This window comes from Aquibium sp. A9E412 (assembly GCF_030398335.1).
In the GTDB taxonomy this organism is placed as follows: domain Bacteria; phylum Pseudomonadota; class Alphaproteobacteria; order Rhizobiales; family Rhizobiaceae; genus A9E412.
Genome location: NZ_JAOAOP010000001.1, coordinates 80,168 through 101,225, shown reverse-complemented (window position 1 = coordinate 101,225; position 21,058 = coordinate 80,168). Strand labels below are relative to the sequence as shown.

22 protein-coding genes and 1 riboswitch are annotated in these 21,058 nt (G+C 72.2%); of the genes, 18 read left to right on the top strand and 4 right to left on the bottom strand.

Annotated elements, in window-relative coordinates; translation table 11 throughout:
- The first annotated feature begins 11 nt into the window (after positions 1-11).
- A riboswitch (TPP riboswitch) is annotated at positions 12-123 on the top strand.
- From N1F89_RS00475 to N1F89_RS00460, 4 genes are all read left to right on the top strand, one after another.
- On the top strand, positions 114-725 hold the full coding sequence (locus tag N1F89_RS00475; RefSeq protein WP_290080451.1) for a YkoF family thiamine/hydroxymethylpyrimidine-binding protein: 612 nt from the start codon (positions 114-116) through the stop codon (positions 723-725). It overlaps the preceding riboswitch by 10 nt.
- An 89-nt stretch (positions 726-814) precedes the next feature.
- On the top strand, positions 815-1,414 hold the full coding sequence (locus tag N1F89_RS00470; protein WP_290080450.1) for an ECF transporter S component: 600 nt from the start codon (positions 815-817) through the stop codon (positions 1,412-1,414).
- Positions 1,411-3,066, top strand: coding sequence for an ABC transporter ATP-binding protein (locus N1F89_RS00465; RefSeq protein ID WP_290080449.1), 1,656 nt, complete (start codon positions 1,411-1,413; stop codon positions 3,064-3,066). The genes N1F89_RS00470 and N1F89_RS00465 overlap by 4 nt, the downstream gene beginning before the upstream one ends.
- Positions 3,054-3,794 carry an energy-coupling factor transporter transmembrane component T gene (locus N1F89_RS00460; protein ID WP_290080447.1) on the top strand — a complete coding sequence of 247 codons (741 nt, stop codon included), beginning with the start codon at positions 3,054-3,056 and terminating at the stop codon, positions 3,792-3,794. The genes N1F89_RS00465 and N1F89_RS00460 overlap by 13 nt, the downstream gene beginning before the upstream one ends.
- A gap of 82 nt (positions 3,795-3,876) precedes the next feature.
- Here N1F89_RS00460 and cml read toward each other — a convergent pair whose 3' ends face one another.
- Positions 3,877-5,076 carry a CmlA/FloR family chloramphenicol efflux MFS transporter gene (cml, locus tag N1F89_RS00455; RefSeq protein ID WP_290080445.1) on the bottom strand — a complete coding sequence of 400 codons (1,200 nt, stop codon included), beginning with the start codon at positions 5,074-5,076 and terminating at the stop codon, positions 3,877-3,879.
- A gap of 286 nt (positions 5,077-5,362) precedes the next feature.
- Here cml and N1F89_RS00450 point away from each other — a divergent pair, with 286 nt between their 5' ends.
- Both N1F89_RS00450 and kdsA read left to right on the top strand, forming a co-directional pair.
- Complete coding sequence (locus N1F89_RS00450) at positions 5,363-6,277, top strand: VOC family protein (protein WP_290080444.1); 915 nt, start codon at positions 5,363-5,365, stop codon at positions 6,275-6,277.
- Positions 6,274-7,110, top strand: coding sequence for a 3-deoxy-8-phosphooctulonate synthase (gene kdsA / locus N1F89_RS00445; RefSeq protein WP_290080443.1), 837 nt, complete (start codon positions 6,274-6,276; stop codon positions 7,108-7,110). Before N1F89_RS00450 ends, kdsA begins: the two co-directional genes overlap by 4 nt.
- Here the strand turns inward: kdsA and N1F89_RS00440 are convergent.
- Entirely contained in the window at positions 7,104-7,952 is an 849-nt protein-coding gene (locus N1F89_RS00440) for a dienelactone hydrolase family protein (RefSeq protein ID WP_290080442.1), read from the bottom strand. The genes kdsA and N1F89_RS00440 overlap by 7 nt on opposite strands.
- A 170-nt stretch (positions 7,953-8,122) precedes the next feature.
- Between N1F89_RS00440 and eno the strand changes: the two genes are divergently transcribed.
- From eno to N1F89_RS00380, 12 genes are all read left to right on the top strand, one after another.
- Complete coding sequence (gene eno / locus N1F89_RS00435; protein WP_290080440.1) at positions 8,123-9,397, top strand: phosphopyruvate hydratase; 1,275 nt, start codon at positions 8,123-8,125, stop codon at positions 9,395-9,397.
- Positions 9,398-9,475: 78 nt separating this feature from the next.
- Entirely contained in the window at positions 9,476-9,799 is a 324-nt protein-coding gene (locus N1F89_RS00430) for a septum formation initiator family protein (RefSeq protein ID WP_290080438.1), read from the top strand.
- A 174-nt stretch (positions 9,800-9,973) separates the two neighbouring features.
- Entirely contained in the window at positions 9,974-11,071 is a 1,098-nt protein-coding gene (pdhA, locus tag N1F89_RS00425; protein ID WP_290080436.1) for a pyruvate dehydrogenase (acetyl-transferring) E1 component subunit alpha, read from the top strand.
- Positions 11,072-11,083: 12 nt separating this feature from the next.
- Positions 11,084-12,553: a pyruvate dehydrogenase complex E1 component subunit beta gene (locus tag N1F89_RS00420; RefSeq protein ID WP_290080434.1), complete on the top strand. Its 1,470-nt coding sequence runs from the start codon at positions 11,084-11,086 to the stop codon at positions 12,551-12,553.
- A 12-nt stretch (positions 12,554-12,565) separates the two neighbouring features.
- Positions 12,566-14,023, top strand: coding sequence for a pyruvate dehydrogenase complex dihydrolipoamide acetyltransferase (locus N1F89_RS00415; protein ID WP_290080432.1), 1,458 nt, complete (start codon positions 12,566-12,568; stop codon positions 14,021-14,023).
- A gap of 41 nt (positions 14,024-14,064) precedes the next feature.
- On the top strand, positions 14,065-14,607 hold the full coding sequence (locus N1F89_RS00410) for a DUF308 domain-containing protein (RefSeq protein WP_290080430.1): 543 nt from the start codon (positions 14,065-14,067) through the stop codon (positions 14,605-14,607).
- Positions 14,608-14,636: 29 nt separating this feature from the next.
- The gene (locus N1F89_RS00405) at positions 14,637-15,275 is read left to right on the top strand and encodes an SGNH/GDSL hydrolase family protein (RefSeq protein ID WP_290080428.1); all 639 of its coding nucleotides are present in this window, start codon (positions 14,637-14,639) and stop codon (positions 15,273-15,275) included.
- A 114-nt stretch (positions 15,276-15,389) separates the two neighbouring features.
- On the top strand, positions 15,390-15,659 hold the full coding sequence (locus N1F89_RS00400; RefSeq protein ID WP_290080425.1) for a DUF465 domain-containing protein: 270 nt from the start codon (positions 15,390-15,392) through the stop codon (positions 15,657-15,659).
- A gap of 87 nt (positions 15,660-15,746) precedes the next feature.
- The gene (gene lpdA, locus N1F89_RS00395; RefSeq protein WP_290080423.1) at positions 15,747-17,195 is read left to right on the top strand and encodes a dihydrolipoyl dehydrogenase; all 1,449 of its coding nucleotides are present in this window, start codon (positions 15,747-15,749) and stop codon (positions 17,193-17,195) included.
- 104 nt (positions 17,196-17,299) lie between these two features.
- Complete coding sequence (locus tag N1F89_RS00390; RefSeq protein WP_290080421.1) at positions 17,300-17,554, top strand: GlsB/YeaQ/YmgE family stress response membrane protein; 255 nt, start codon at positions 17,300-17,302, stop codon at positions 17,552-17,554.
- Positions 17,555-17,684: 130 nt separating this feature from the next.
- Positions 17,685-18,650, top strand: coding sequence for a lipoyl synthase (lipA, locus tag N1F89_RS00385; RefSeq protein ID WP_290080419.1), 966 nt, complete (start codon positions 17,685-17,687; stop codon positions 18,648-18,650).
- A 12-nt stretch (positions 18,651-18,662) separates the two neighbouring features.
- Positions 18,663-19,127: a type II toxin-antitoxin system RatA family toxin gene (locus tag N1F89_RS00380; RefSeq protein ID WP_290080417.1), complete on the top strand. Its 465-nt coding sequence runs from the start codon at positions 18,663-18,665 to the stop codon at positions 19,125-19,127.
- Between the two features lie 95 nt (positions 19,128-19,222).
- On the opposite strand, the gene N1F89_RS00375 is transcribed toward N1F89_RS00380, so the two are convergent.
- Both N1F89_RS00375 and N1F89_RS00370 read right to left on the bottom strand, forming a co-directional pair.
- Positions 19,223-19,723 carry a nicotinamide-nucleotide amidohydrolase family protein gene (locus N1F89_RS00375; protein WP_290080415.1) on the bottom strand — a complete coding sequence of 167 codons (501 nt, stop codon included), beginning with the start codon at positions 19,721-19,723 and terminating at the stop codon, positions 19,223-19,225.
- A complete protein-coding gene (locus N1F89_RS00370; protein ID WP_290080413.1) occupies positions 19,720-20,952 on the bottom strand; it encodes a bifunctional 2-C-methyl-D-erythritol 4-phosphate cytidylyltransferase/2-C-methyl-D-erythritol 2,4-cyclodiphosphate synthase in 1,233 nt (410 codons plus the stop codon). The genes N1F89_RS00375 and N1F89_RS00370 overlap by 4 nt, the downstream gene beginning before the upstream one ends.
- Positions 20,953-21,058: the final 106 nt, after the last annotated feature.

Genomic DNA, 21,058 nt, shown 5'->3' with positions numbered 1-21,058 from the left:
CGTATGACTCGCCGCGACCACAGGGGTGCTCCGTACGGCCGGGGCTGAGAGGAGGGCGGCATGTCCTCAAACCCTCAAGCTGATCTGGGTAATACCAGCGGAGCGAGGCGGACATGTTCTCTGGCGCGCAATTTTCCCTTTATCCGATGACCGGCGACTTCGTGCCGGTGATCCTGTCGAGCCTGTCGGCGCTCGATCCCTATCGCGAGCGTCTGCGCATCGAGACCGACGACCTGTCGACGCTGATCGTCGGGCCGGCCGACGACCTGTTCCCGGCGATGCGCGACCTGCACGGCGCCGCCTCGCGCGACGGCGTCCACTGCGTGCTGTCGGCCGCCGTGTCGCGCGGCTGCCCCGGCGAGCCGGACGACCCGCGCTGCACCCCGCTGGCGCCATCGGCCCATGCGGGCTCGATGGACGAGCGCATCGCGGCCGCGCTCGCCGCCGTGGAGGCGGCACCCGAGACCGGCCTGACGGTCGCCGCGCAGTTCTCGTTCTACCCGCTCGGCGCCGCAGAGCACATGGACGAGATCTACGCCTGCATCGACTTCGTCAAGCGCTCCGGCGTGTTCGGCCGCGCCAAGAACTTCTGCACCCGGCTCGACGGCGATGCGGGGCGGGTGTTCGCCACGCTCGGCCAGGCCTTCGTCGCCTTCGGCGCGCCGCAGGCGCATGTCGCGCTCGACGTGACGGTGTCGGCCAACAGCCCGAGCCGCCGCGGCTGACAGGCCGCCGCCCGCGCCGTGGCGCGGGCCCGCAGGCCGGTCGCGGCCTCCTTTCGCTTCTTCCATCCGCCATCCTCAGGAGACGTGTCATGTCCCGTTCCAACGTGTGGACTCTCAGGGAAACCCTCGTCGTCGCCGTCATCGGCGCCGTCTTCGCGCTGCTCTATCTCGGCTGGGTGCAGCTCTGGCTGATCGCCCAGGCGGCGATCGGCAGCCTGTCCATGGACATCTTCATGGGCTTCTGGTTCGTCGCCTCCATCGTCGCCGCCGCGATCGTGCGCAAGCCCGGCGTGGCGCTCGTCGCAGAGGTCCTGGCGGCCGCCGTCCAGGTGCTGATCGGCAGCCCGGCGGGTCTGATGCTGATCGTCAGCGGTTTCATCCAGGGGCTTGGCGCGGAAACGGTTTTCGCCGCCACGCGCTGGCGCAACTATTCGCTTCCGGTGCTGATGGCGGCCGGCGTCGGCGCGGCCGTCTTCAGCTACGCCTACACCTGGGTGCGCTTCGACTACGGCGCCCTCGACCCGACCATCCTGGTCGTCATGTTCGTGCTGCGCTGCGCCAGCGGCGCGCTGCTCGGCGGCTGGCTCGGCAAGGTGATCGTCGACCAGCTCTACCGCACCGGCGCGCTGTCGGGCTTCGCCATCGATGCCGACCGGCGCACCGCCGGCGCGGCTGAGGGCGCGCTGTGACCGCACCGCTGGCCGAGGGCCCGGTGATCGCCGCCGAAGGCTTCGCCGTGCGCTACCGCTTCGCCGCGCGCGACGCGGTGGGGCCGGTCGAGCTGGCGATCGGCCGCGGCGAGCGGGTGCTGATGCTCGGCCCCTCGGGCTGCGGCAAGTCGAGCCTGCTGCTCGGCCTCACCGGGCTCGTGCCGGCGACCATCCCGGCCGCCGTCGCCGGCCGCATCGCGCTGTTCGGCGTGCCGGTCGACAGCCGGCCGCCGGCGGCCTGGGCCGAGCGCGTGGCGCAGCTCTTCCAGGATGCCGAGCAGACGCTGTGCGGCATGCGCGTCGAGGAGGAGATCGCCTTCGGTCTGGAGAACCGCGCCCTGCCGGCCGACGCCATCGCCGCGCGCGTCGAGGCTGCGATGGCCGCGCTCGACCTGCCGGCAAGCTGGCGCCGGCGCCAGACGGCGACGCTGTCGGGCGGCGAGAAGCAGCTCGTCGCGCTTGCCGCCATGGCCGTCGTCGACGCCGATCTGTTCGTCGCCGACGAGCCGGCCGGGCACCTGGCGCCGCGCGCCGCCGAACGGCTCTACCGCATGATGGGCCGGCCGCGCCCGGGCCAGACGACGCTGATCGTCGACCACGCCTTCGCCGGCCGTCTCGACGAGGTCGACCGGGTGGTGGCGCTCGGCGGTGACGGCCGGCTGATCGCCGACGGCCCGCCGGACGCGGTCTTCGAGACGCACGGCGCGCGGCTGGCCCGCGAGGGTGTGTGGCTGCCGGCCGCGGTCACGCTCGCCCGCCGCCTCGGCCGGCCGGCGCGCGACGGCCTCGCCGGCATCGCCGGGCTTTTGGCCGGCACCCGGCGCGAGGCCGGCAGCCGTGCTGCGGTCGCGGCCTTCCTCGCCGACCGGACGGCGCCGCCCGCCGCGCCGGCCGGGTCCGCGCCGCCGGTCGTCGCGCTCGAACGCGCGGCCTGCGCGCCGTTCCTCGCCCGCCCGGTGCTCACCGACGTCTCGCTCGCCGTTCCGGCCGGCGAGATCGTCGGCCTGATCGGCCCCAACGGCGCCGGCAAGACGACGCTCGGCGCCTGTCTCGCCGGCCTGCTGCCGCTCAAGGCGGGGCGCCGCCGCGGGCCGCCCGGCGCGATGGCCTTCCAGCGGCCGGAGGCGCAGTTCACCGCCGCCACGGTGGCCGAGGAGGCGGCCCGCTTCCTGCCTGCATCGGCGCGTGCCGGTGCGGACGCCGCGGTCGCCGACGCGCTGGCGCTGTGGGCGCTCGACGGGCTCGCCGCGCAGCACCCGCTCGAGCTTTCGGCCGGCCAGAAGCGCCGGCTGGCGCTCGCCGCGCTGACGGCCGCCGGCCGCTGGCCGCTGCTCGTCTGCGACGAGCCGACGGCCGGCCTCGACGCGCGCGGCCGCGACCGGCTGGCGGCGAGCCTCGCCGCGCTGGCGGAACGGGGCACGGCGGTCGTCCTCATCACGCACGATCCGGAAGCCGTGCTCGGCCTGACGACGCGCTGCGCGCTCGTCGCCGGCGGCACGGTCGGCCCGCTGCGCCCGACGGCCGAGATGCTGGCCGACGCCGCGGCGCTGGAGACGGCCGGGCTGGTGCGCCCCGAAGCGATGGCGGCGGCCGACTGGCTCGCCGCGCAGGAGGCTGCATGTCTGCCGTGAATCCGATCGTGACCTTTGTCATGTGCCTGGTGTGGTTTGCCACCGCCACGCTGCTGCTCGATCCGGTGTTCCAGGCGGCGGTCATCGTCCTCGTCGCCGGCTTTCTGCTCGTCACGCGGCGCATCCGGCCGGTGGTGCTGGCGGCGATTTCGGTGCCGCTCGTGCTGTTCGGACTGGGCTTCGTCGTCACCCACATGCTGTTTCGCGCCGACGGCGGCGTGGTGGCGACCTCGTCGGCCGCCGTCTTCGACAGCGGCACGGTGGGGGCGGCGGTGACCCTCGGCCTGCGCGCGGTGGCCTGCGGCATGATCTCGGTGTTCTTCGCCTTCACCAGCGACGCCGGCGGCTTCGTGCGCGCCCTGGTGGCCCGCGCGCGGCTGCCGCAGAGCGTCGGCTACGCGCTGTTCGCCGCGCTGCAGACGGTGCCGGCGCTGGCCGTCGAGGCGCAGCAGCAGCGCATGAGCCGGGCGATGCGGCGCGGCCGGCCGCTGACGCGCATCCCGCGGCCGGCCGAGACCGTGGCGCTGGTGGTGCCGCTGCTCGCCTTCGCCATCCGCCGGGCGAGCCGCACCGCGCTCGCCATGGAGGCGCGCGGCTTCACCGCCGCCGGCCACCGCACCATGCTCAACGTGCCGGGCTTCGGCCGCGCCGACGCGGTCTTCGCCGTCCTCGCCTTCGGCCTGCTCGGCCTGCTGATCGCCCGGCCGCTGCCGCCGGTCGTGTTTTAGCGCATCGGCCCGAAACCCGGCTCCCGGTTTTCGGAAAGCACGATGCGCCACGTCAGGGCCGCGCCGTGCTTTGCGCGTTCTTTCAGGGCGCGGCGCCGCGCTGCGCCAGGCGGGCGAGGGCGGCCAGCACGGTGCCCGCGGCCACGGCGATGAAGCCGACCAGCGGCCAGGCGGTGTCGCCGCCGAGCGCGATCACGGCCAGCGTGCCGGCCGCGCCGACGACGACGCTCTGGATGGCGAAGTAGAGCGCCACCGCCAGGCCGGCCGCGTCGCCGAACTCGGCCAGCGCGCCGTTGGCGGCGACCGCGCTGGTGAACACGATGCCGACGCCGACCAGCCACATCGGCAGCACGAAGCTCCAGAACGACGGCGCCGCCGTGAGCGCGCCGAAGGCGAGAAACCCGGCGCCGGCCAGCATGACGAGCATGCCGCGCGCCAGCATGCCGGCCGCGCCGTGGCGCGCCACCAGCGGCCGCACGAAGCGGGCCGTGACGATCATCACGACGGCGACCGAGCCGAACAGCAGGCTGAAGCCGGTCGACGCGTGCCCCGCCCGCTCGATCAGCACGCGCGGCGCGGTCGAGAAATAGACGAAGAAGGCGCCCATCGCCGCGGCGAAGCCGAGCGTGTAGGTCCAAAACCGCGCGCTCGCCAGGATGGTGCCGGGGCCCGGCCCGCCAGCCGGCGGTGCCGCCGGCCGCGTTTCCGGCCAGCGCAGGAGCGCCTGGCCGAGCGCGACGGCGGCGAGGGCGGCCAGCGTCAGGAAGATTGCCCGCCAGCCGGCGAGCTCCGCGATCAGCGCGCCGACGATCGGCCCGAGTGCCGGCACGAAGGCGAGCATCGAGCCGAACAGGCTGTAGATGACCGCGCCCTCCGGCCGCTCGGCATAGACGTCGCGCACCGTGGCGAAGGTGGCGACCAGCATCGCCGAGGCGCCGGCCGCCTGCGCCACGCGCAGGACGACGAAGGCCGTCGCGTCGCTGCCGGCGGCCAGCAGCAGCGAGGCGAGCGCGTAGAGCAGCGCGCCGCCGAGCAGCACCGGCCGGCGGCCGAAGCGGTCGCAAAGCGGCCCGAAGGCGAGCTGGCCGAGCCCGAGCGTCACCATGTACAGGCTGAGCGTGAGCTGCACGACGCCCGGCGTCGTGGCGAGCACTGCCGGCATCGCCGGCACGACGGGCAGGTAGATGTCCATCGCCAGCGAGGCGAGGATGTCGAACGGCGCCATCAGCAGCAGCGCATAGGGCAGGCTGTGGCTCCAGGGGGCGGGCTTGAAGAAGGACATGCGGTCGCTCCGCGCGAATGAGGGCATTCGCGGCGACTGCCGGATCGGAAGCGGATATCGGATCTTTGCAGGCAGGCGCCGCAGCAACGGGTGGGCTGTCGCTGCGGCTTATCGGCGTGCTGTCTTCTTGCCTCGCATGGCGCGTCTCCGGTTCGGCGCGGGGCGCGGACCCCGCGGCGCCGGCCGGCGCCGCCACGCTCCTAGCAAGGGCGCCGGCGGGGCACAACCGCCGTCGCGCGCCGCACATTGCCTTGAAAAGCGGCGCGGCTTGGGGCAAACGGCAGGCATGTCAGCCGCACAGACCGCCTCCGCTCGCCCGAGCGCGCCCCGCGCGATCGATCACTGCGTCCTGCCGACCGCCGATCTCGAGCGCGCGCGCGAGCGCCTGACGGCGCTCGGCTTCACCGTCGCGCCGGAAGGCAGCCATCCCTTCGGCACGCGCAACGCCTGCGTCTACTTCAAGGACGACACCTTTCTCGAGGCGCTGGCCGTCGGCGACGCGGCGGCCGCCGACGCGGCCGTCGCGACGGACAACGTGTTCGTCGCGCGCGACCGGCTGTTCCGCGCCCATTGCGGCGAGGAGGGGTTCTCCGCGCTCGTCATGCGCACCGACGACGCCGATGCCGATCATGCGCGCTTCGTCGCCGAAGGGCTTTCGGCCGGGCCGGAGCTCGCCTTTTCGCGCCCGGTGCGCGATGCGGCGGGCGGCGAGGACGAGGCCCGCTTCAAGCTCGCCTTCGCGACCGCCCCCGGCGACCAGCCCGGCGCCTTCTTCTTCGCCTGCGAGCGGGTGCGCGCGCCGCAGGTCGACCGTGTGGCGCTGACGCGCCACCAGAACGGCGTCACCGGCATAGACCGCGTGGTTCTGTCCTGCGTCGAGCCCGACAGCCACGAGGCGCTGATGCGCGCGGTGACCGGCAGCGCGCACGTCGAGGCCTTCCCCGGCGGCACCGACTACCACGCGGCCAACGGCCTGGTGTCGCTGCTCAACGACTCCGGCGTCAAGGCGATGCTGGCGATCGCGCCGGAGGACGGCGACGACCTGCGGCTGCGCGCCATCGTCTTCCGCGCGCCCGATCTGGAGCGCGTGCACACCGCGCTCGCCGAGGACGGCATCGAGGCGATGCGCCACGCGGGCTGGCTGATCGTGCCGCCGGCCGAGGGCCAGGGCGCCATCTTCGCCTTCGAGGAGCACGCATGACGCGCGCCAATGCGCGGGTCGCCGTCGGCGACGCCGTCTTCGCCAACGACGCGCCGCTGACGCTGATCGCCGGCCCGTGCCAGCTCGAATCGCGCGGCCACGCCTTCGACATGGCCGGCGCGCTCAAGGAGATGGCGCGCGCGCGCGGCCTCGGCTTCGTCTACAAGACGAGCTTCGACAAGGCCAACCGCACCGCGCTGTCGGGCCGCCGCGGCGCGGGGCTCGAGGCCGCGCTGCCGGTCTTCGCCGCCCTGCGCGCCGAGCTCGGCGTGCCGCTGCTGACCGACGTGCACGCGCCGGAGCAGTGCGCGGCGGTCGCCGAAGCGGTCGACGTGCTGCAGATTCCCGCCTTTCTCTGCCGCCAGACCGATCTCCTGGTCGCGGCGGCGCGGACCGGGCGCGCCGTCAACGTCAAGAAGGGCCAGTTCCTCGCCCCGTGGGACATGGCCAACGTCGTCGCCAAGCTGACCGGCTCGGGCAACGCCAACGTGCTGGTCACCGAGCGCGGCGCCTCCTTCGGCTACAACACCTTGGTCTCCGACATGCGGGCGCTGCCCATCATGGCCGAGCAGACCGGCGCGCCGGTCGTCTTCGATGCCACCCATTCGGTGCAGCAGCCGGGCGGCCAGGGCAGCGCCTCGGGCGGCGAGCGCCGCTTCGTCGCGCCGCTCGCCTCGGCCGCCGTCGCCGTCGGCGTGGCCGGCGTCTTCGTGGAGACGCACCAGGACCCCGACAACGCGCCGTCCGACGGCCCCAACATGGTGCCGCTCGCCGACATGCCGGCGCTGCTCGACCGCCTCGTCGCGCTCGACCGGGTGGTCAAGGGCTACTGAGGGCGCCGCAGCGCCACCGTCAGGAAGGCGAGATAGCGCTGCCGGCTTGCCCGCGCGGCCGCGCCGTCGCCGCCGACCGGATGCGCCCCGTCGACGCCGGCCACCATGCCGCGGTCGAGCGTCACGAGATCGAACGAGTGGACGGCGCCGGGATAGGCGACGACGCGGGTGGCCCGCGAGCCGGCACGCGGCGAAAGCCGCCGGCAGCGCGCCACCGGCGTCCAGCTGTCGGCCGCCCCGGCGAGGATCAGCACCGGCACGTCGAAGTCGCTCCGCCCGTCCGCCGGCCCGTAGCGCGCGCGGCACCACGGATAGTAGGCGACGACAGCGGCGAACGGCGCCGCACCGCCGCCGCGCGCCGCCGGCGAGGCGAGGGCGAGCGCCACCGAGCCGCCGAAGCTCTGGCCGAGAAAGGCGAGCCGCCGGCCGTCGATTCGCGGATCGGCGCCAAGCCGCGCCGCAAGCTCGCCGGCGTGCCGCACGGCCGCGCGCTCCAGCCGCGCGAGCGCCGCGGCATCCGCGCAGATCGAGGCGCGGCCGCGCGGCCCGAGCACGTCGAGCACCGCCACCGCATGGCCGCGCCGCAGCAGCGCCGCGCCATGCGCGGACAGTCCCGCCCGCACCGCCGGCGGCCCGAGGCCCGTGCAGCCGGGCATCAGCACGACGGCCGGAACCGGCGCGGCGCGCTCGGGCACGCTCAGCGTGGCGCGCCAGCCCGCGCCGGCCAGCCTTTCGGCCGCGCCGGCGCCGGTCGTCGCCGCGACGAGCCCGATGACGGCGGCGGCGGCGACGATGGCGGCGCGAAGCCCGCCCTTCGCCGGTGGCTTCCAGGTCGCGGACATGAGGCCTCCCTGCCGGTCTTGCGACGGTGCGCCCGTGCGGCGTCGTCCTGCATAGCCGGGTCGCGCGGCCGGCGGCAACCGACGCCGCGCGGCGGTGCGGCCGGGCGTTGTCTTTTCGGCGTCATCGGCTATGAGGGGGCCGACTTTCGATCGAGCCAAGGAGCCTGCCCGTGACCGCCATCATCGACATCGTCGGCCGCGAGATCCTCGACAGCCGGGGCAACCCGACGGTCGAGGTCGACGTCGTGCTGGAGGACGGCTCGATGGGCCGCGCCGCCGTGCCCTCCGGCGCCTCGACGGGCGCGCACGAGGCGGTCGAGCTGCGCGACGGCGGCGAGCGCTATCTCGGCAAGGGGGTCGCCCAGGCGGTGGCCGCCGTCAACGGCGAGATCTTCGAGGCGATCGGTGGCATGGAGGCCGAGGGCCAGATGCACATCGACAGGGCGCTGATCGCGCTCGACGGTACGCCCAACAAGAGCCGGCTCGGCGCCAACGCCATCCTCGGCGTCTCGCTGGCCGTCGCCAAGGCGGCCGCCGAGGCCTCCGGCCTGCCGCTCTACCGCTATGTCGGTGGCGCCTCGGCGCATGTGCTGCCGGTGCCGATGATGAACATCGTCAACGGCGGCGCGCATGCCGACAACCCGATCGATTTCCAGGAGTTCATGGTCATGCCGCTCGGCGCCGAGAGCCTGGCCGAGGCGGTGCGCTGGGGCGCGGAGATCTTCCACACGCTGAAGGCCGACCTCAAGGCCGCCGGCCACGCCACCGCGGTCGGCGACGAGGGCGGCTTCGCGCCCAACCTGAAGAGCGCCAAGGCGGCGCTCGACTTCATCCTGACGGCGATCGAGAAGGCCGGCTACACGCCGGGCGACGACGTGGCGATCGCGCTCGACTGCGCGGCGACCGAGTTCTACCGCGAGGGCAGCTATGTCTACGAGGGTGAGCGCAAGACGCGCGACGCCCGGGCGCAGGCGCGCTACCTCGCCAAGCTGTGCGCCGACTATCCGATCGTGTCGATCGAGGACGGCATGGCCGAGGACGATTTCGAGGGCTGGAAGATCCTCACCGAGCGGCTCGGCGACACCGTGCAGCTCGTCGGCGACGATCTGTTCGTCACCAACTCGGCGCGCCTGCGCGACGGCATCCGCATGGGCGCGGCCAACTCCATCCTCGTCAAGGTCAACCAGATCGGCACGCTGACCGAGACGCTCGACGCCGTCGAGACGGCGCAGCGCGCGCGCTACACGGCGGTGATGTCGCACCGTTCGGGCGAGACCGAGGACGCCACCATCGCCGACCTGGCGGTGGCGACCAATTGCGGGCAGATCAAGACCGGCTCGCTGGCGCGCTCCGACCGGCTGGCCAAGTACAACCAGCTGATCCGCATCGAGGAGGAGCTCGGCGCGCAGGCACGCTACGCCGGGCGCGACATCCTGCGCGCCTGACGGCGTGCGGGATCGCCTCGGCGTAACCCTCCATTAAGCAGGATCGGGCCACATGGGGCGGCAAGGGGTTTTGCCGCCATGTGGACGCGCCAGCGCAAGAGACGACGGACCGGCCGGCTGATCGTGCCGGCCATCGCCGCGCTCTTTCTCAGCTATTTCGGCTTTCACGCCTATCACGGCGACTACGGCATCTATGCCAAGTATCGCCTGGAGGCGCGCACGGCCGAGCTCGAGAGCGAGCTCGCCGCGCTGCGCGCGACGCGCGCCGAGCTCGAGCACCGCGTCCGGCTGCTGCATGACGGCACCCTGGAAAAGGACATGCTGGACGAGCAGGCGCGGCGTGCGCTCAATCTCGCCCACGAGCGCGAGGTCGTCATCTTTCGCACCCGTGAGCAGCCTTGACCGAAATCTGGTCAAGCCTATAAAGCGTAATCGTTTCAGTAGCTTGCCGGAAGACCAGCCATGCATTTTTCGCATGGCCCGGGCGCGGCACGCATGCTAGCCTTGGCAGAACCGGATCGGCGTCCTGCCGGTCCCCGCCTTCATGACCACCGAGAGGCAGCCAGGGAGCACCGGATGGCGACGGCCGCGCGAAAGTCCACGTCGAGCAAGTCGAGCTCGAGCAAGGCGAAATCCTCCACCAGGTCGGCCAGCCGGTCGCGCTCCGGCGCCGCCCGCGACGCCGCGCCGGAGCTCAAGGCGCCGGCGCCGCTCAAGTTCACCAAGGACGAGGAGTTCAAGGCCTACCGCGACATGCTCCTGATCCGCCGCTTCGAGGAGAAGGCGGGCCAGCTCTACGGCATGGGCTTCATCGGCGGCTTCTGCCACCTCTACATCGGCCAGGAGGCCGTGGTCACCGGCATGCAGATGGCGCTCAAGGAGGGCGACCAGGTGATCACCGGCTACCGCGACCACGGCCACATGCTGGCCACCGGCATGAGCCCGCGCGGCGTCATGGCCGAGCTCACGGGGCGCCGCGGCGGCTACTCCAAGGGCAAGGGGGGCTCGATGCACATGTTCTCCAAGGAGAAGCATTTCTACGGCGGCCACGGCATCGTCGGCGCGCCGGTGCCGCTCGGCACGGGCCTCGCCTTCGCCAACCGCTACCGCGACAACGACAACGTCTCGCTGACCTATTTCGGCGACGGCGCGGCCAATCAGGGCCAGGTTTACGAGAGCTTCAACATGGCCGCGCTGTGGAAGCTGCCGGTCATCTTCATCATCGAGAACAACCGCTACGCCATGGGCACGTCGGTCGCCCGGTCCTCGGCCGAGACCAACCTGTCGCACCGCGGCCTGTCGTTCAAGATTCCCGGCATCCAGGTCGACGGCATGGACGTGCGCGCCGTCAAGGCGGCCGCCGACATGGCGACCGAGCGCTGCCGCTCGGGCGAGGGGCCGATCATCCTGGAGATGCAGACCTACCGCTACCGCGGCCACTCGATGTCCGACCCGGCCAAGTATCGCAGCAAGGACGAGGTGCAGAAGATGCGCTCCGAGCACGACCCGATCGAGCAGGTCAAGCAGCGCCTGATCGAGCGCAAGTGGGCCGACGAGGACGAGCTCAAGGCGATCGACAAGGAGGTGCGCGAGATCGTCGCCGAGGCCGCCGACTTCGCCCAGACCGATCCCGAGCCGGACGTCTCCGAGCTCTACACCGACATCGTACGCTGAGGGGGCGCTGGCATGCCGACGGAAATCCTCATGCCCGCCCTGTCGCCGACGATGGAGGAGGGCAATCTCGCCAAGTGGCTGAAGAAGGAAGGCGACCAGGTCTCGGCCGGCGACGTGGTCGCCGAGATCGAGACCGACAAGGCGACCATGGAGGTCGAGGCGGTCGACGAGGGCACGCTCGGCCGCATCCTGGTCGCCGAGGGCACGGAGGGCGTCAAGGTCAACACGCCGATCGCACTGCTCTTGGGCGAGGGCGAGAGCGCCGAGGATCTCGACAAGGCTGCCGCCGCGCCGGCCTCGTCCGGCGACGGTCCGGCGCCCGCGGCGCACGAGGCGAAGGACGATGGCGGCGACGACGAGCCGGCGACCGCCGCGCCGGCCGCCGGCGAGGCGGTCGCCGACATCGAGGCGCGCCGCGTGCCGGCCGAGGGCAAGGTGCATCCCGAGCCGCGCAAGGTCGACGTCGCCGGCGACCCCGACATTCCCGAGGGCACCGAGATGGTGCCGACGACCGTGCGCGAGGCGCTGCGCGATGCCATGGCCGAGGAGATGCGCCGCGACGGCGACGTCTTCGTCATGGGCGAGGAGGTGGCCGAGTACCAGGGCGCCTACAAGGTCACCCAGGGCCTGCTCGACGAGTTCGGGCCGAAGCGCGTCGTCGACACGCCGATCACCGAGCACGGCTTCGCCGGCGTCGGCGTCGGCGCGGCCTTCGCCGGCCTCAAGCCGGTGGTCGAGTTCATGACCTTCAACTTCGCCATGCAGGCGATCGACCAGATCGTCAATTCGGCGGCCAAGACGCTCTACATGTCGGGCGGCCAGATGGGTGCGCCGATCGTCTTCCGCGGGCCGAACGGCGCGGCCGCGCGCGTCGCCGCGCAACACTCGCAGTGCTACGCCGCCTGGTACGGCCACATTCCCGGCCTCAAGGTGGTGATGCCCTACACCGCGGCCGACGCCAAGGGCCTGCTCAAGGCGGCGATCCGCGATCCCAATCCGGTGATCTTCCTGGAGAACGAGATCCTCTACGGCCAGAGCTTCGACGTGCCGAAGCTCGACGACTTCGTGCTGCCGATCGGCAAGGCGCGCGTCCACAAGACCGGCAAGGACGTCACCATCGTCTCCTTCGGCATCGGCATGACCTACGCGCTCAAGGCCGAGGCCGAGCTGAGCGGGATGGGCATCGACGCCGAGATCATCGACCTGCGCACCATCCGGCCGCTCGACCTCGACACGGTGCTCGATTCGGTGCGCAAGACCAACCGGCTGGTCACCGTCGAGGAGGGCTTCCCGCAGTCCTCGGTCGGCGACCACATCGCCGCCCAGGTCATGCAGCGCGCCTTCGACTGGCTCGACGCGCCGGTGATCACCGTCGCCGGCAAGGACGTGCCGATGCCCTATGCCGCCAATCTCGAGAAGCTGGCGCTGCCCAGCGCCGCCGAGGTGATCGAGGCGGTGAAGGCCGTCACCTACAGGGACTGAGGGAGCCGCGCGATGCCGATCGAAGTCACCATGCCCGCGCTCTCGCCGACCATGGAGGAGGGCAACCTCGCCCGCTGGCTGGTCAAGGAGGGCGACCGTGTCGCGCCGGGCGACGTCATCGCCGAGATCGAGACCGACAAGGCGACCATGGAGGTCGAGGCCGTCGACGAGGGCACCGTCGCGCGCATCGTCGTGCCGGAAGGCAGCGAGGGCGTGAAGGTCAACGCGCTGATCGCCGTGCTCGCCGCCGAGGGCGAGGATGCCGCCGAGGCCGCCAGGGCGGCCGAGGCCGGCGGCAAGTCCGAGGAAAAGCCGGCAAAGGCCGAAGGCGAGCCGGCAAAGCAGGCCGAGAAACCGGAGAAGCCGGAGAAGGCCGGGTCCGATGCGGCGCCCGCCGCGGACCAGGCGGAGCGCGCGGCGCAGAGGCCGGCCGCGCCGAAGGCGGACGCGGCGCCCGCCGCCGACCGGCCGGCCGAAAGCGCGGCCGGGCCGGCGCCGCGCGCCGACGGCAAGCGCGTCTTCTCCTCGCCGCTCGCCCGCCGCCTCGCCAAGGAGGCCGGCATCGAGCTTGCCGCGATCTCCGGCTCCGGCCCGCACGGCCGCATCGTCAAGGCCGACGTCGAGGCGGCGGCCGAGGCCGGCACCGCCAGGCCGCAGCCCCGGGCCGCCGAGGAAAAGCCGGCCGGCAAGCCCGCCGCACCGGCCGCCGCGCCGGCACCGATGGCCGACGAGGCGATCCTCAACCTGTTCGAGGAAGGCTCCTACGAGCGCGTGCCGCACGACGGCATGCGCAAGACCATCGCCCGCCGCCTGGTCGAGGCCAAGGCGACCGTGCCGCACTTCTACCTGACGCTCGACTGCGAGATCGACGCGCTGCTGGCGCTGCGCAAGCAGCTCAACGACGCCGCGCCGATGCGCAAGACCGAGGATGGCGAGAAGCCGGCCTACAAGCTGTCGGTCAACGATCTCGTCATCAAGGCGATGGCCCTGGCGCTGATGGAGGTGCCCGACGCCAACGCCTCGTGGACCGAGGCGGCGATGCTCAGGCACAAGCACGCCGATGTCGGCGTCGCCGTGGCGATCCCCGGCGGGCTGATCACGCCGATCGTGCGCCGCGCGGAGGAGAAGTCGCTGTCGGTGATCTCCAACGAGATGAAGGACATGGCCGCGCGCGCCCGCAACCGCCGGCTCAAGCCGGAGGAGTACCAGGGCGGCACCACGGCGGTGTCCAATCTCGGCATGTACGGCATCAAGCACTTCTCGGCCGTCATCAACCCGCCGCACGCGACCATCCTGGCCGTCGGCGCCGGCGAGCAGCGCGCCGTCGTCCGCGACGGTGCGGTGGCGGTGGCGACCGTGATGTCGGCGACGCTGTCGACCGACCACCGCGCCGTCGACGGGGCGCTCGGCGCCGAGCTGTTGGCCGCCTTCAAGCGGCTGATCGAAAACCCGATGGGCATGCTGGTCTGACACGCGGCCGCGCGCCGCTGACGCCAAGGGGGACACGAGCGATGACCGACACGAGCGAACCGAGCCGGCAGCACAGCGCCTGGATCTGGCTGGCGATCGTCGGCGCGGTCTCCCTGATCGGCGGCGTGCTGGCGCTCGCCAATCCCTTCGCCGCCACGCTGGCGGCGGAGATGCTGGCCGCCTGGACGTTTCTCATCTTCGGCGTGCTGCAGCTTCTCCAGGCGACCCGCATGCGCGACTGGCGCGGCTTCACCTGGTCGCTGCTGCTCGGCCTCGTCACCGTGGTCGTCGGCGTCTCGCTGCTGCTCGACCCGGCCGCCGGCGTCATCTCGCTCACCGTGCTGGTGGCGGTGCTGTTCCTCGTGCTCGGCGCGGTCAAGGTGCTCTACGCGCTCGCCTACCGGCCGTTGCCGGGCTGGCTGCTGCCGCTCCTGTCGGGCCTGCTGTCGGTGGTGCTCGGCCTGATGATCCTGGCCAACTTTCCCTGGTCGGCGGCCGCCGTGCTCGGCGTCCTGCTCGCCGTCGAGCTGATCTCCAACGGCGTCTTCTGCCTCGTCGTCGCCTTCGGGCTGCGCGGGCGCTGAGGCGGCCGGCGGTGAGGGACGGCGCGCCGATGAAGACGGTGCTGTGCTACGGTGATTCGCTGACCTGGGGCTACGACGTGGCCGGTCCGTCCCGGCATGCCGTCGCCGACCGCTGGCCGAACGTGCTCGCCGCCGCCCTCGGGCCGCGCGTCGAGGTCGTCGCCGAGGGGCTGAACGGCCGCACCACCGCCTATGACGACCATGGCGCACCGGCCGACCGCAACGGCGCGCGGCTGCTGCCGACGCTCTTGACCAGCCACGCGCCGCTCGACCTCGTCGTCGTGATGCTCGGCACCAACGACCTGAAGCCGTGGATCGCCGGCCGGGCGGCCGCCGCGCGGGCCGGCATGCGCCGGCTGGTCGAGATCGTGCGCCATCACCCGTGGCCGGTCGAGGCGGCCGCGCCGGACGTGCTGATCGTCGCCCCGCCGCCGCTCTGCGAGACGGCCGACCCCGATTTCGCGGCGATGTTCGAGGGCGCGCTGGACGAATCGGCCATGCTCGCCTCGCTCTATGCCGATCTTGCCGACGCGCTCGACTGCGGCTTCTACGACGCCGGCTCCGTCGCCCGCACGACGCCGGTCGACGGCGTGCATCTCGACGCCGCGGCGACGCGCGCGCTCGGCCGCGGCCTCGAGCCGATGGTGCGCATGATGCTGGGGCTCTGACGATGGCAGACGCGGCGCGCAAAGCGGCGGGCGCGGCCCCGCGCTTGACGGAGATCAAGGAGGCGGGCGGCCGGCGGCCTAGCCTGCGGGCATGGCAACCATGGAGCATGCCCGATGTCGAACACCCCGCACGAACTGGCCGAAGACTTCCCGCAATATGTCAGCCTGATGCACCACCTGCGCGAGACCGATGCGCATTTCGCCCGTCTGTCGCACGCCTATCACGAGATCAACCGCGCCATTCACCGCGCCGAGACCGACATCGAGCCGGTCGACGACTTCCGCATGGCCGAGATGCGCAAGGAGCGCATGCGGCTGAAGGACGAGCTCTACACCATGATGGCGCGGCACGAGCCGGTGCCCGAATCGCCGACGGAAAGCTGAGCGCAGCGGCGCTCGCGCTTCCCGTCCGGCGGCGGCGTGCCGGCCCCTGCCGGCGCCGCTGACGCGATACGAGGAGCGCAAGCCGCCATGGCACAGGACTACGACGTCATCATCATCGGCAGCGGCCCCGGCGGCTACGTCACCGCCGTGCGCGCCGCCCAGCTCGGCTTCAAGACGGCGATCGTCGAGCGCGAGCATCTCGGCGGCATCTGCTCGAACTGGGGCTGCATCCCGACCAAGGCGCTGCTGCGCTCGGCCGAGGTGCTGCACCAGGCAAGCCACGCCGCCGACTACGGGCTGACGCTCGACGGCACGCTCAAGCCCGACGTCGAGGCCGTGGTGAAACGCTCGCGCGCCGTCGCCGGCCGCATGAACGGCGGCGTCGGCATGCTGATGAAGAAGAACAAGGTCGACGTCATCTGGGGCGAGGCGAAGCTCACCAAGCCGGGCGAGATCGCCGTTGCCAGGCCGGCGAAGAAGCCGATGGAGCCGCAGCCGCCGAAGCCGAAGACCGTCAAGGGCGAGGAGGGCACCTACACCGCCAAGCACATCATCGTGGCGACCGGCGCGCGGCCGCGCGTGCTGCCGGGCCTCGAGCCGGACGGCAGGCTGATCTGGACCTATTTCGAGGCGATGGTGCCGAAGGCGATCCCCAAGTCGCTGATCGTCGTCGGCTCGGGCGCCATCGGCATCGAGTTCGCCTCCTTCTACCGCACGATGGGCGCCGAGGTGACGGTCGTCGAGATGATGCCGACGATCATGCCGGTCGAGGATGCCGAGATCTCCGCTTTTGCCCGCAAGCGCTTCGAGAGGCAGGGCATCACCTTCCATCTCGAAGCCAAGGTGAAGACGGTCGACAAGGCCGACGCATCCGTCACCGCCCACATCGAGGGCAAGGACGGCAAGGTCGCCAAGGTGACGGCCGACCGGCTGATCTCGGCCGTCGGCGTCGTCGGCAACGTCGAGAACATCGGCCTCGAGGCGCTCGGCGTGAAGACCGAGCGCGGCGCCATCGTGATCGACGGCTACTGCCGCACCAACGTGCCCGGCCTCTACGCCATCGGCGACGTCGCCGGGCCGCCGCTGCTTGCCCACAAGGCCGAGCACGAGGGCGTGATCTGCGTCGAGAAGATCGCCGGGCTGAAGGACGTGCATCCGCTCGACCGCAACCGCGTGCCCGGCTGCACCTACTGTCACCCGCAGGTCGCCTCCGTCGGCCTGACCGAGGCGCAGGCCAAGGAGGCCGGCCGCAAGGTGCGGGTCGGCCGCTTCCCGTTCGCCGCCAACGGCAAGGCCGTGGCGCTCGGCGAGGATCAGGGACTGGTCAAGACGGTGTTCGACGCCGCCACGGGCGAGCTGCTCGGCGCCCACATGGTTGGCGCCGAGGTGACCGAGCTCATCCAGGGCTTCGTCGTGGCGATGAACCTGGAGACCACGGAAGCCGAGCTGATGCACTCGATCTTCCCGCATCCGACATTGTCTGAGATGATGAAGGAGAGCGTGCTCGATGCCTATGGCCGTGCGCTCAACGCCTGACGCCGGTGCTGCGGTCGGCACCGGTCCCGGCTGGCGAGGGAGGAACCTGCCGCCGGTCCCCGCCGTTGTGGCGGCGACAACGAAACGTCCGACAGGAGACATTCATGGAAGGCTTGGGCTGGATACTGACGATCATCATCGGCGGCCTCGCCGGCTGGATCGCCGAGAAGATCATGAAGGCCGATCACGGCATTCTCACCAACATCGTGCTGGGCATCGTCGGCGCGCTGGTGCTCAACGCGATCCTGCTGGCGCTGATCGGCTCGACGCTCGGCGGCATCATCGGCCAGCTCATCATCGCGGTGATCGGCGCCTCGCTGCTGATCTGGGTCTACCGCGCGATCCGCGGCCGCGGCTGAGCGGCGGCACGTGCTGCCGACAGCCCGGCGGGCCATCGCCCGCCGGGCTGTTTTTGTGCGCGTGAAGGGCTATATGGACGGGTGACGGCGCCGGCCGTGGCGCCACCGTCTCACACAGGGAAAGCGACCCTTGGTCACCATCCTCGACACCGTTTCCGCCGCGCCGCGGCCGCGGCATCCCGAAAAGGCGCACCGGCCCGACCAGGAGGTGCTGCGCAAGCCGGAATGGATCCGCGTGCGCGCGCCCGCCTCGCGCGGCTATCTGGAGACGCGCGAGATCGTCAAGTCGAACGGTCTGGTGACGGTCTGCGAGGAGGCGGGCTGCCCCAACATCGGCGAATGTTGGGACAAGAAGCACGCCACCTTCATGATCATGGGCGAGATCTGCACCCGCGCCTGCGCCTTCTGCAACGTGGCGACCGGCATCCCGGCGCCGCTCGACGCGGCCGAGCCGGAAAGCGTGGCGCGCGCGGTCGGTGAGATGGGGCTCAACCACGTGGTCGTCACATCGGTCGACCGCGACGACCTGGCCGACGGCGGGGCGCGCCATTTCGCCGACGTGATCGCCGCCATCCGCCGTGCCGCGCCCGGCACGACGATCGAGATCCTGACGCCGGACTTCCTGCGCAAGCCGGGCGCGCTGGAGATCGTCGTCGAGGCGAAGCCCGACGTCTTCAACCACAATCTGGAGACCGTGCCGTCGCACTATCTCACGGTGCGGCCCGGCGCGCGCTACTTCCACTCGGTGCGGCTGTTGCAGCGCGTCAAGGAGCTCGACCCGACGATGTTCACCAAGTCGGGCATCATGGTCGGCCTCGGCGAGGAGCGCAACGAGGTGTTGCAGCTGATGGACGACCTGCGCAGCGCCGACGTCGACTTCATCACCATCGGCCAGTACCTGCAGCCGACGCGCAAGCACCATCCGGTGAGGAAGTTCGTCACGCCGGACGAGTTCAAGTCCTACGAGACGGTGGCCTATTCCAAGGGCTTCCTTATGGTCTCGTCGAGCCCGCTGACGCGCTCCTCGCACCATGCCGGCGAGGATTTCGAGCGGCTGCGCGCCGCGCGCGAGAAGCGCCTGAAGACTCACGCCTAAACCGCTGGAATCATGCCGAAACACGAGACGGTCCGCCGCGTCGGGCACACGCCGGAGAGGATGTTCGACCTCGTTGCCGACGTGGAGAAGTATCCCGAGTTCGTGCCGATGTGCGAGGCGCTCACCGTGCGCTCGCGCAAGCAGCGCGACGACGTGACGGTGCTGGTCGCGGCGATGACCGTCGGCTACAAGGCGATCCGCGAGACCTTCACCACCCAGGTCGTGCTGCGGCCGCAGGAGCGGCGCATCGACGTGAAGTATCTCGACGGGCCGTTCCGCTATCTCGAGAACCGCTGGCGCTTCGAGCCGGCCGGCGAGGGCGGCTGCGACGTCCACTTCTTCATAGAGTACGAGTTCAGGAGCCGCATCCTGGCCACGCTGATGGGCGCCATGTTCGACCGCGCCTTCCGCATGTTCGCCGAGGCCTTCGAGCGCCGCGCCGACGCCGTCTACGGCAAGCCGGCGAGCGTCGGCTGACGCGCCGGCAGGGGGTGGCAACCGGTTCGCCGCCCGCAAACGCGTAAAAACAATGAGTTGGAGCCGATCTGCGATTCCGTGAAACGCAGAACGGCCTAGCGCGCCTGCGTGCCGATCGCGTCGAGCAGCAGCCGCAGCGCCACCGCGACGCTTTCGCGGCGCACGAAATCGCGGCCGCGGTCGGCGAAGATGCGCCGCGAGGCGTGCGCCGGACGGCCGGTCGCGGCGAGCCCGAACCACACCAGCCCGACCGGCTTCTCCGTCGAGCCGCCGCCCGGCCCGGCGATGCCGGTGACCGACACGGCGAGCCCGGCGTGCGAGCGCGCCAGCGCGCCTTCGGCCATGGCGAGCGCCGTCTCGCGCGACACCGCGCCGTGCGCGGCGAGGGTCGCCTCCGGCACGCCCAGCATCTCCGTCTTGGCGGCGTTGGAATAGGTGACGAAGCCGCGGTCGACGACCGCCGAGGAGCCGGCGATGTCGGTCAGCCGCGCGGCGATCAGCCCGCCGGTGCACGATTCGGCCGTGGCGATCATCACCCCGCGGTGCTCCGCCGCGCCGAGCACCGAGCGCGCCAGCGCCGTCAGGTCGGCGCTCATTCGGCGAGCCCGCCGGGATAGACGACGGTGGCCGTGGCGATCGCCGCGATGCCTTCGCCGCGGCCGACGAAGCCCAGCCGCTCGTTGGTCGTCGCCTTGACCGACACCCGCGTCTCGGCGAGGCCGAGCAGCCGCGCCATGCTGGCGACCATTTCGGTCCGGTGCGGGCCGATGCGCGGCGCCTCGCAGATCAGCGTCACGTCGGCATTGGCGATGCGCCCGCCGGCCGCCCGCACCAGCGCCGCCGCATGGGCGACGAAGAGCGCCGAGGCCGCCCCCTTCCACTGCGGGTCGGAAGGCGGGAAATGCGTGCCGATGTCGCCCGCACCGCAGGTCGCCAGCAGCGCGTCGGTCAGCGCGTGCAGCCCGACATCGGCGTCGGAATGGCCCGACAGCCGCCGCTCGTAGGGGATCGCCACGCCGCACAGCGTGACGTGGTCGCCGGGTCCGAAGCGGTGCACGTCGTAGCCGTTGCCGGTGCGCACGTCGGGGAACGCGGCGGCCGCCGCCGTCAGCCGGCTGTCGGCGAGCGCCAGGTCGCGGCTCCAGGTCAGCTTCACATTGTCGGGCGAGCCCGCCACGATGCGCACGGCGAGCCCGGCCCACTCGGCGATCGCCGCATCGTCGGTGAAGTCCTCGCGGCCGGCGGCGAAGGCGCGCTCGTGCGCGGCCAGGATCGGCGCGAACGCAAAGCCCTGCGGCGTCTGCGCGGCGTAGAGCCCGTCGCGCGGCACCGTCTCCCCGACCGCGGCGTCGGCGCCGGCGCGCTTCAGCGTGTCGGAGACGGGCAGGGCGGGCAGCGCGCCGTCGCCGGCGTCGAGCGCCGCCACCACGCGGTCGATCAGCGCGCCGTCGACGAATGGCCGCACGCCGTCGTGGATCAGCACCGCGCGCGGCTGCCGCTCGCGCAGCGCCATCAGCGCCAGCCGCGTCGAGGCCTGCCGCGAGGCGCCGCCCGGCACCGCGACCACGTCGCCCTCGAGCCCCCCCACGGCCGCCGCGTAGAGCGCGCCGTCGTCGGGGTGGATCGCCACGGCCAGCGGACCGATGCGCGGATGGGCGAGAAAGGCCTCCAGCGTGCGGCGCAGCACCGGCTTGCCGCCGATCGTCCGGTACTGCTTGGGGCCCTCGGCCGCTGCGCCGGCGCGCTCGCCGCGGCCGGCGGCCACGATCACCACCGCCACCCGGTCGTCCGCCGTCGTCGCGCTGTCCGTTCGTGTCGTCGTCATGCCGGTCCCGTTGTGCCTCGTCGTGCGAAGCTGTAGTCGCCGCGGGCGGCGAGCGCCAGCCGGTTTGTCGCGCCCTGGCCGCAAAGCCGGTTGCGCCCGCGCCCGC

Bases quoted from the DNA above. Each gene is read 5' to 3' on its own strand.
- N1F89_RS00475 (WP_290080451.1), top strand. From the start codon at position 114: ATGTTCTCTGGCGCGCAATTTTCCCTTTATCCGATGACCGGCGACTTC.
- N1F89_RS00470 (WP_290080450.1), top strand. From the start codon at position 815: ATGTCCCGTTCCAACGTGTGGACTCTCAGGGAAACCCTCGTCGTCGCC.
- N1F89_RS00460 (WP_290080447.1), top strand. From the start codon at position 3,054: ATGTCTGCCGTGAATCCGATCGTGACCTTTGTCATGTGCCTGGTGTGG.
- cml (WP_290080445.1), bottom strand. From the start codon at position 5,076: ATGTCCTTCTTCAAGCCCGCCCCCTGGAGCCACAGCCTGCCCTATGCG.
- N1F89_RS00450 (WP_290080444.1), top strand. From the start codon at position 5,363: ATGTCAGCCGCACAGACCGCCTCCGCTCGCCCGAGCGCGCCCCGCGCG.
- kdsA (WP_290080443.1), top strand. From the start codon at position 6,274: ATGACGCGCGCCAATGCGCGGGTCGCCGTCGGCGACGCCGTCTTCGCC.
- N1F89_RS00440 (WP_290080442.1), bottom strand. From the start codon at position 7,952: ATGTCCGCGACCTGGAAGCCACCGGCGAAGGGCGGGCTTCGCGCCGCC.
- N1F89_RS00430 (WP_290080438.1), top strand. From the start codon at position 9,476: ATGTGGACGCGCCAGCGCAAGAGACGACGGACCGGCCGGCTGATCGTG.
- pdhA (WP_290080436.1), top strand. From the start codon at position 9,974: ATGGCGACGGCCGCGCGAAAGTCCACGTCGAGCAAGTCGAGCTCGAGC.
- N1F89_RS00420 (WP_290080434.1), top strand. From the start codon at position 11,084: ATGCCGACGGAAATCCTCATGCCCGCCCTGTCGCCGACGATGGAGGAG.
- N1F89_RS00415 (WP_290080432.1), top strand. From the start codon at position 12,566: ATGCCGATCGAAGTCACCATGCCCGCGCTCTCGCCGACCATGGAGGAG.
- N1F89_RS00410 (WP_290080430.1), top strand. From the start codon at position 14,065: ATGACCGACACGAGCGAACCGAGCCGGCAGCACAGCGCCTGGATCTGG.
- N1F89_RS00405 (WP_290080428.1), top strand. From the start codon at position 14,637: ATGAAGACGGTGCTGTGCTACGGTGATTCGCTGACCTGGGGCTACGAC.
- N1F89_RS00400 (WP_290080425.1), top strand. From the start codon at position 15,390: ATGTCGAACACCCCGCACGAACTGGCCGAAGACTTCCCGCAATATGTC.
- lpdA (WP_290080423.1), top strand. From the start codon at position 15,747: ATGGCACAGGACTACGACGTCATCATCATCGGCAGCGGCCCCGGCGGC.
- N1F89_RS00390 (WP_290080421.1), top strand. From the start codon at position 17,300: ATGGAAGGCTTGGGCTGGATACTGACGATCATCATCGGCGGCCTCGCC.
- N1F89_RS00380 (WP_290080417.1), top strand. From the start codon at position 18,663: ATGCCGAAACACGAGACGGTCCGCCGCGTCGGGCACACGCCGGAGAGG.
- N1F89_RS00375 (WP_290080415.1), bottom strand. From the start codon at position 19,723: ATGAGCGCCGACCTGACGGCGCTGGCGCGCTCGGTGCTCGGCGCGGCG.
- N1F89_RS00370 (WP_290080413.1), bottom strand. From the start codon at position 20,952: ATGACGACGACACGAACGGACAGCGCGACGACGGCGGACGACCGGGTG.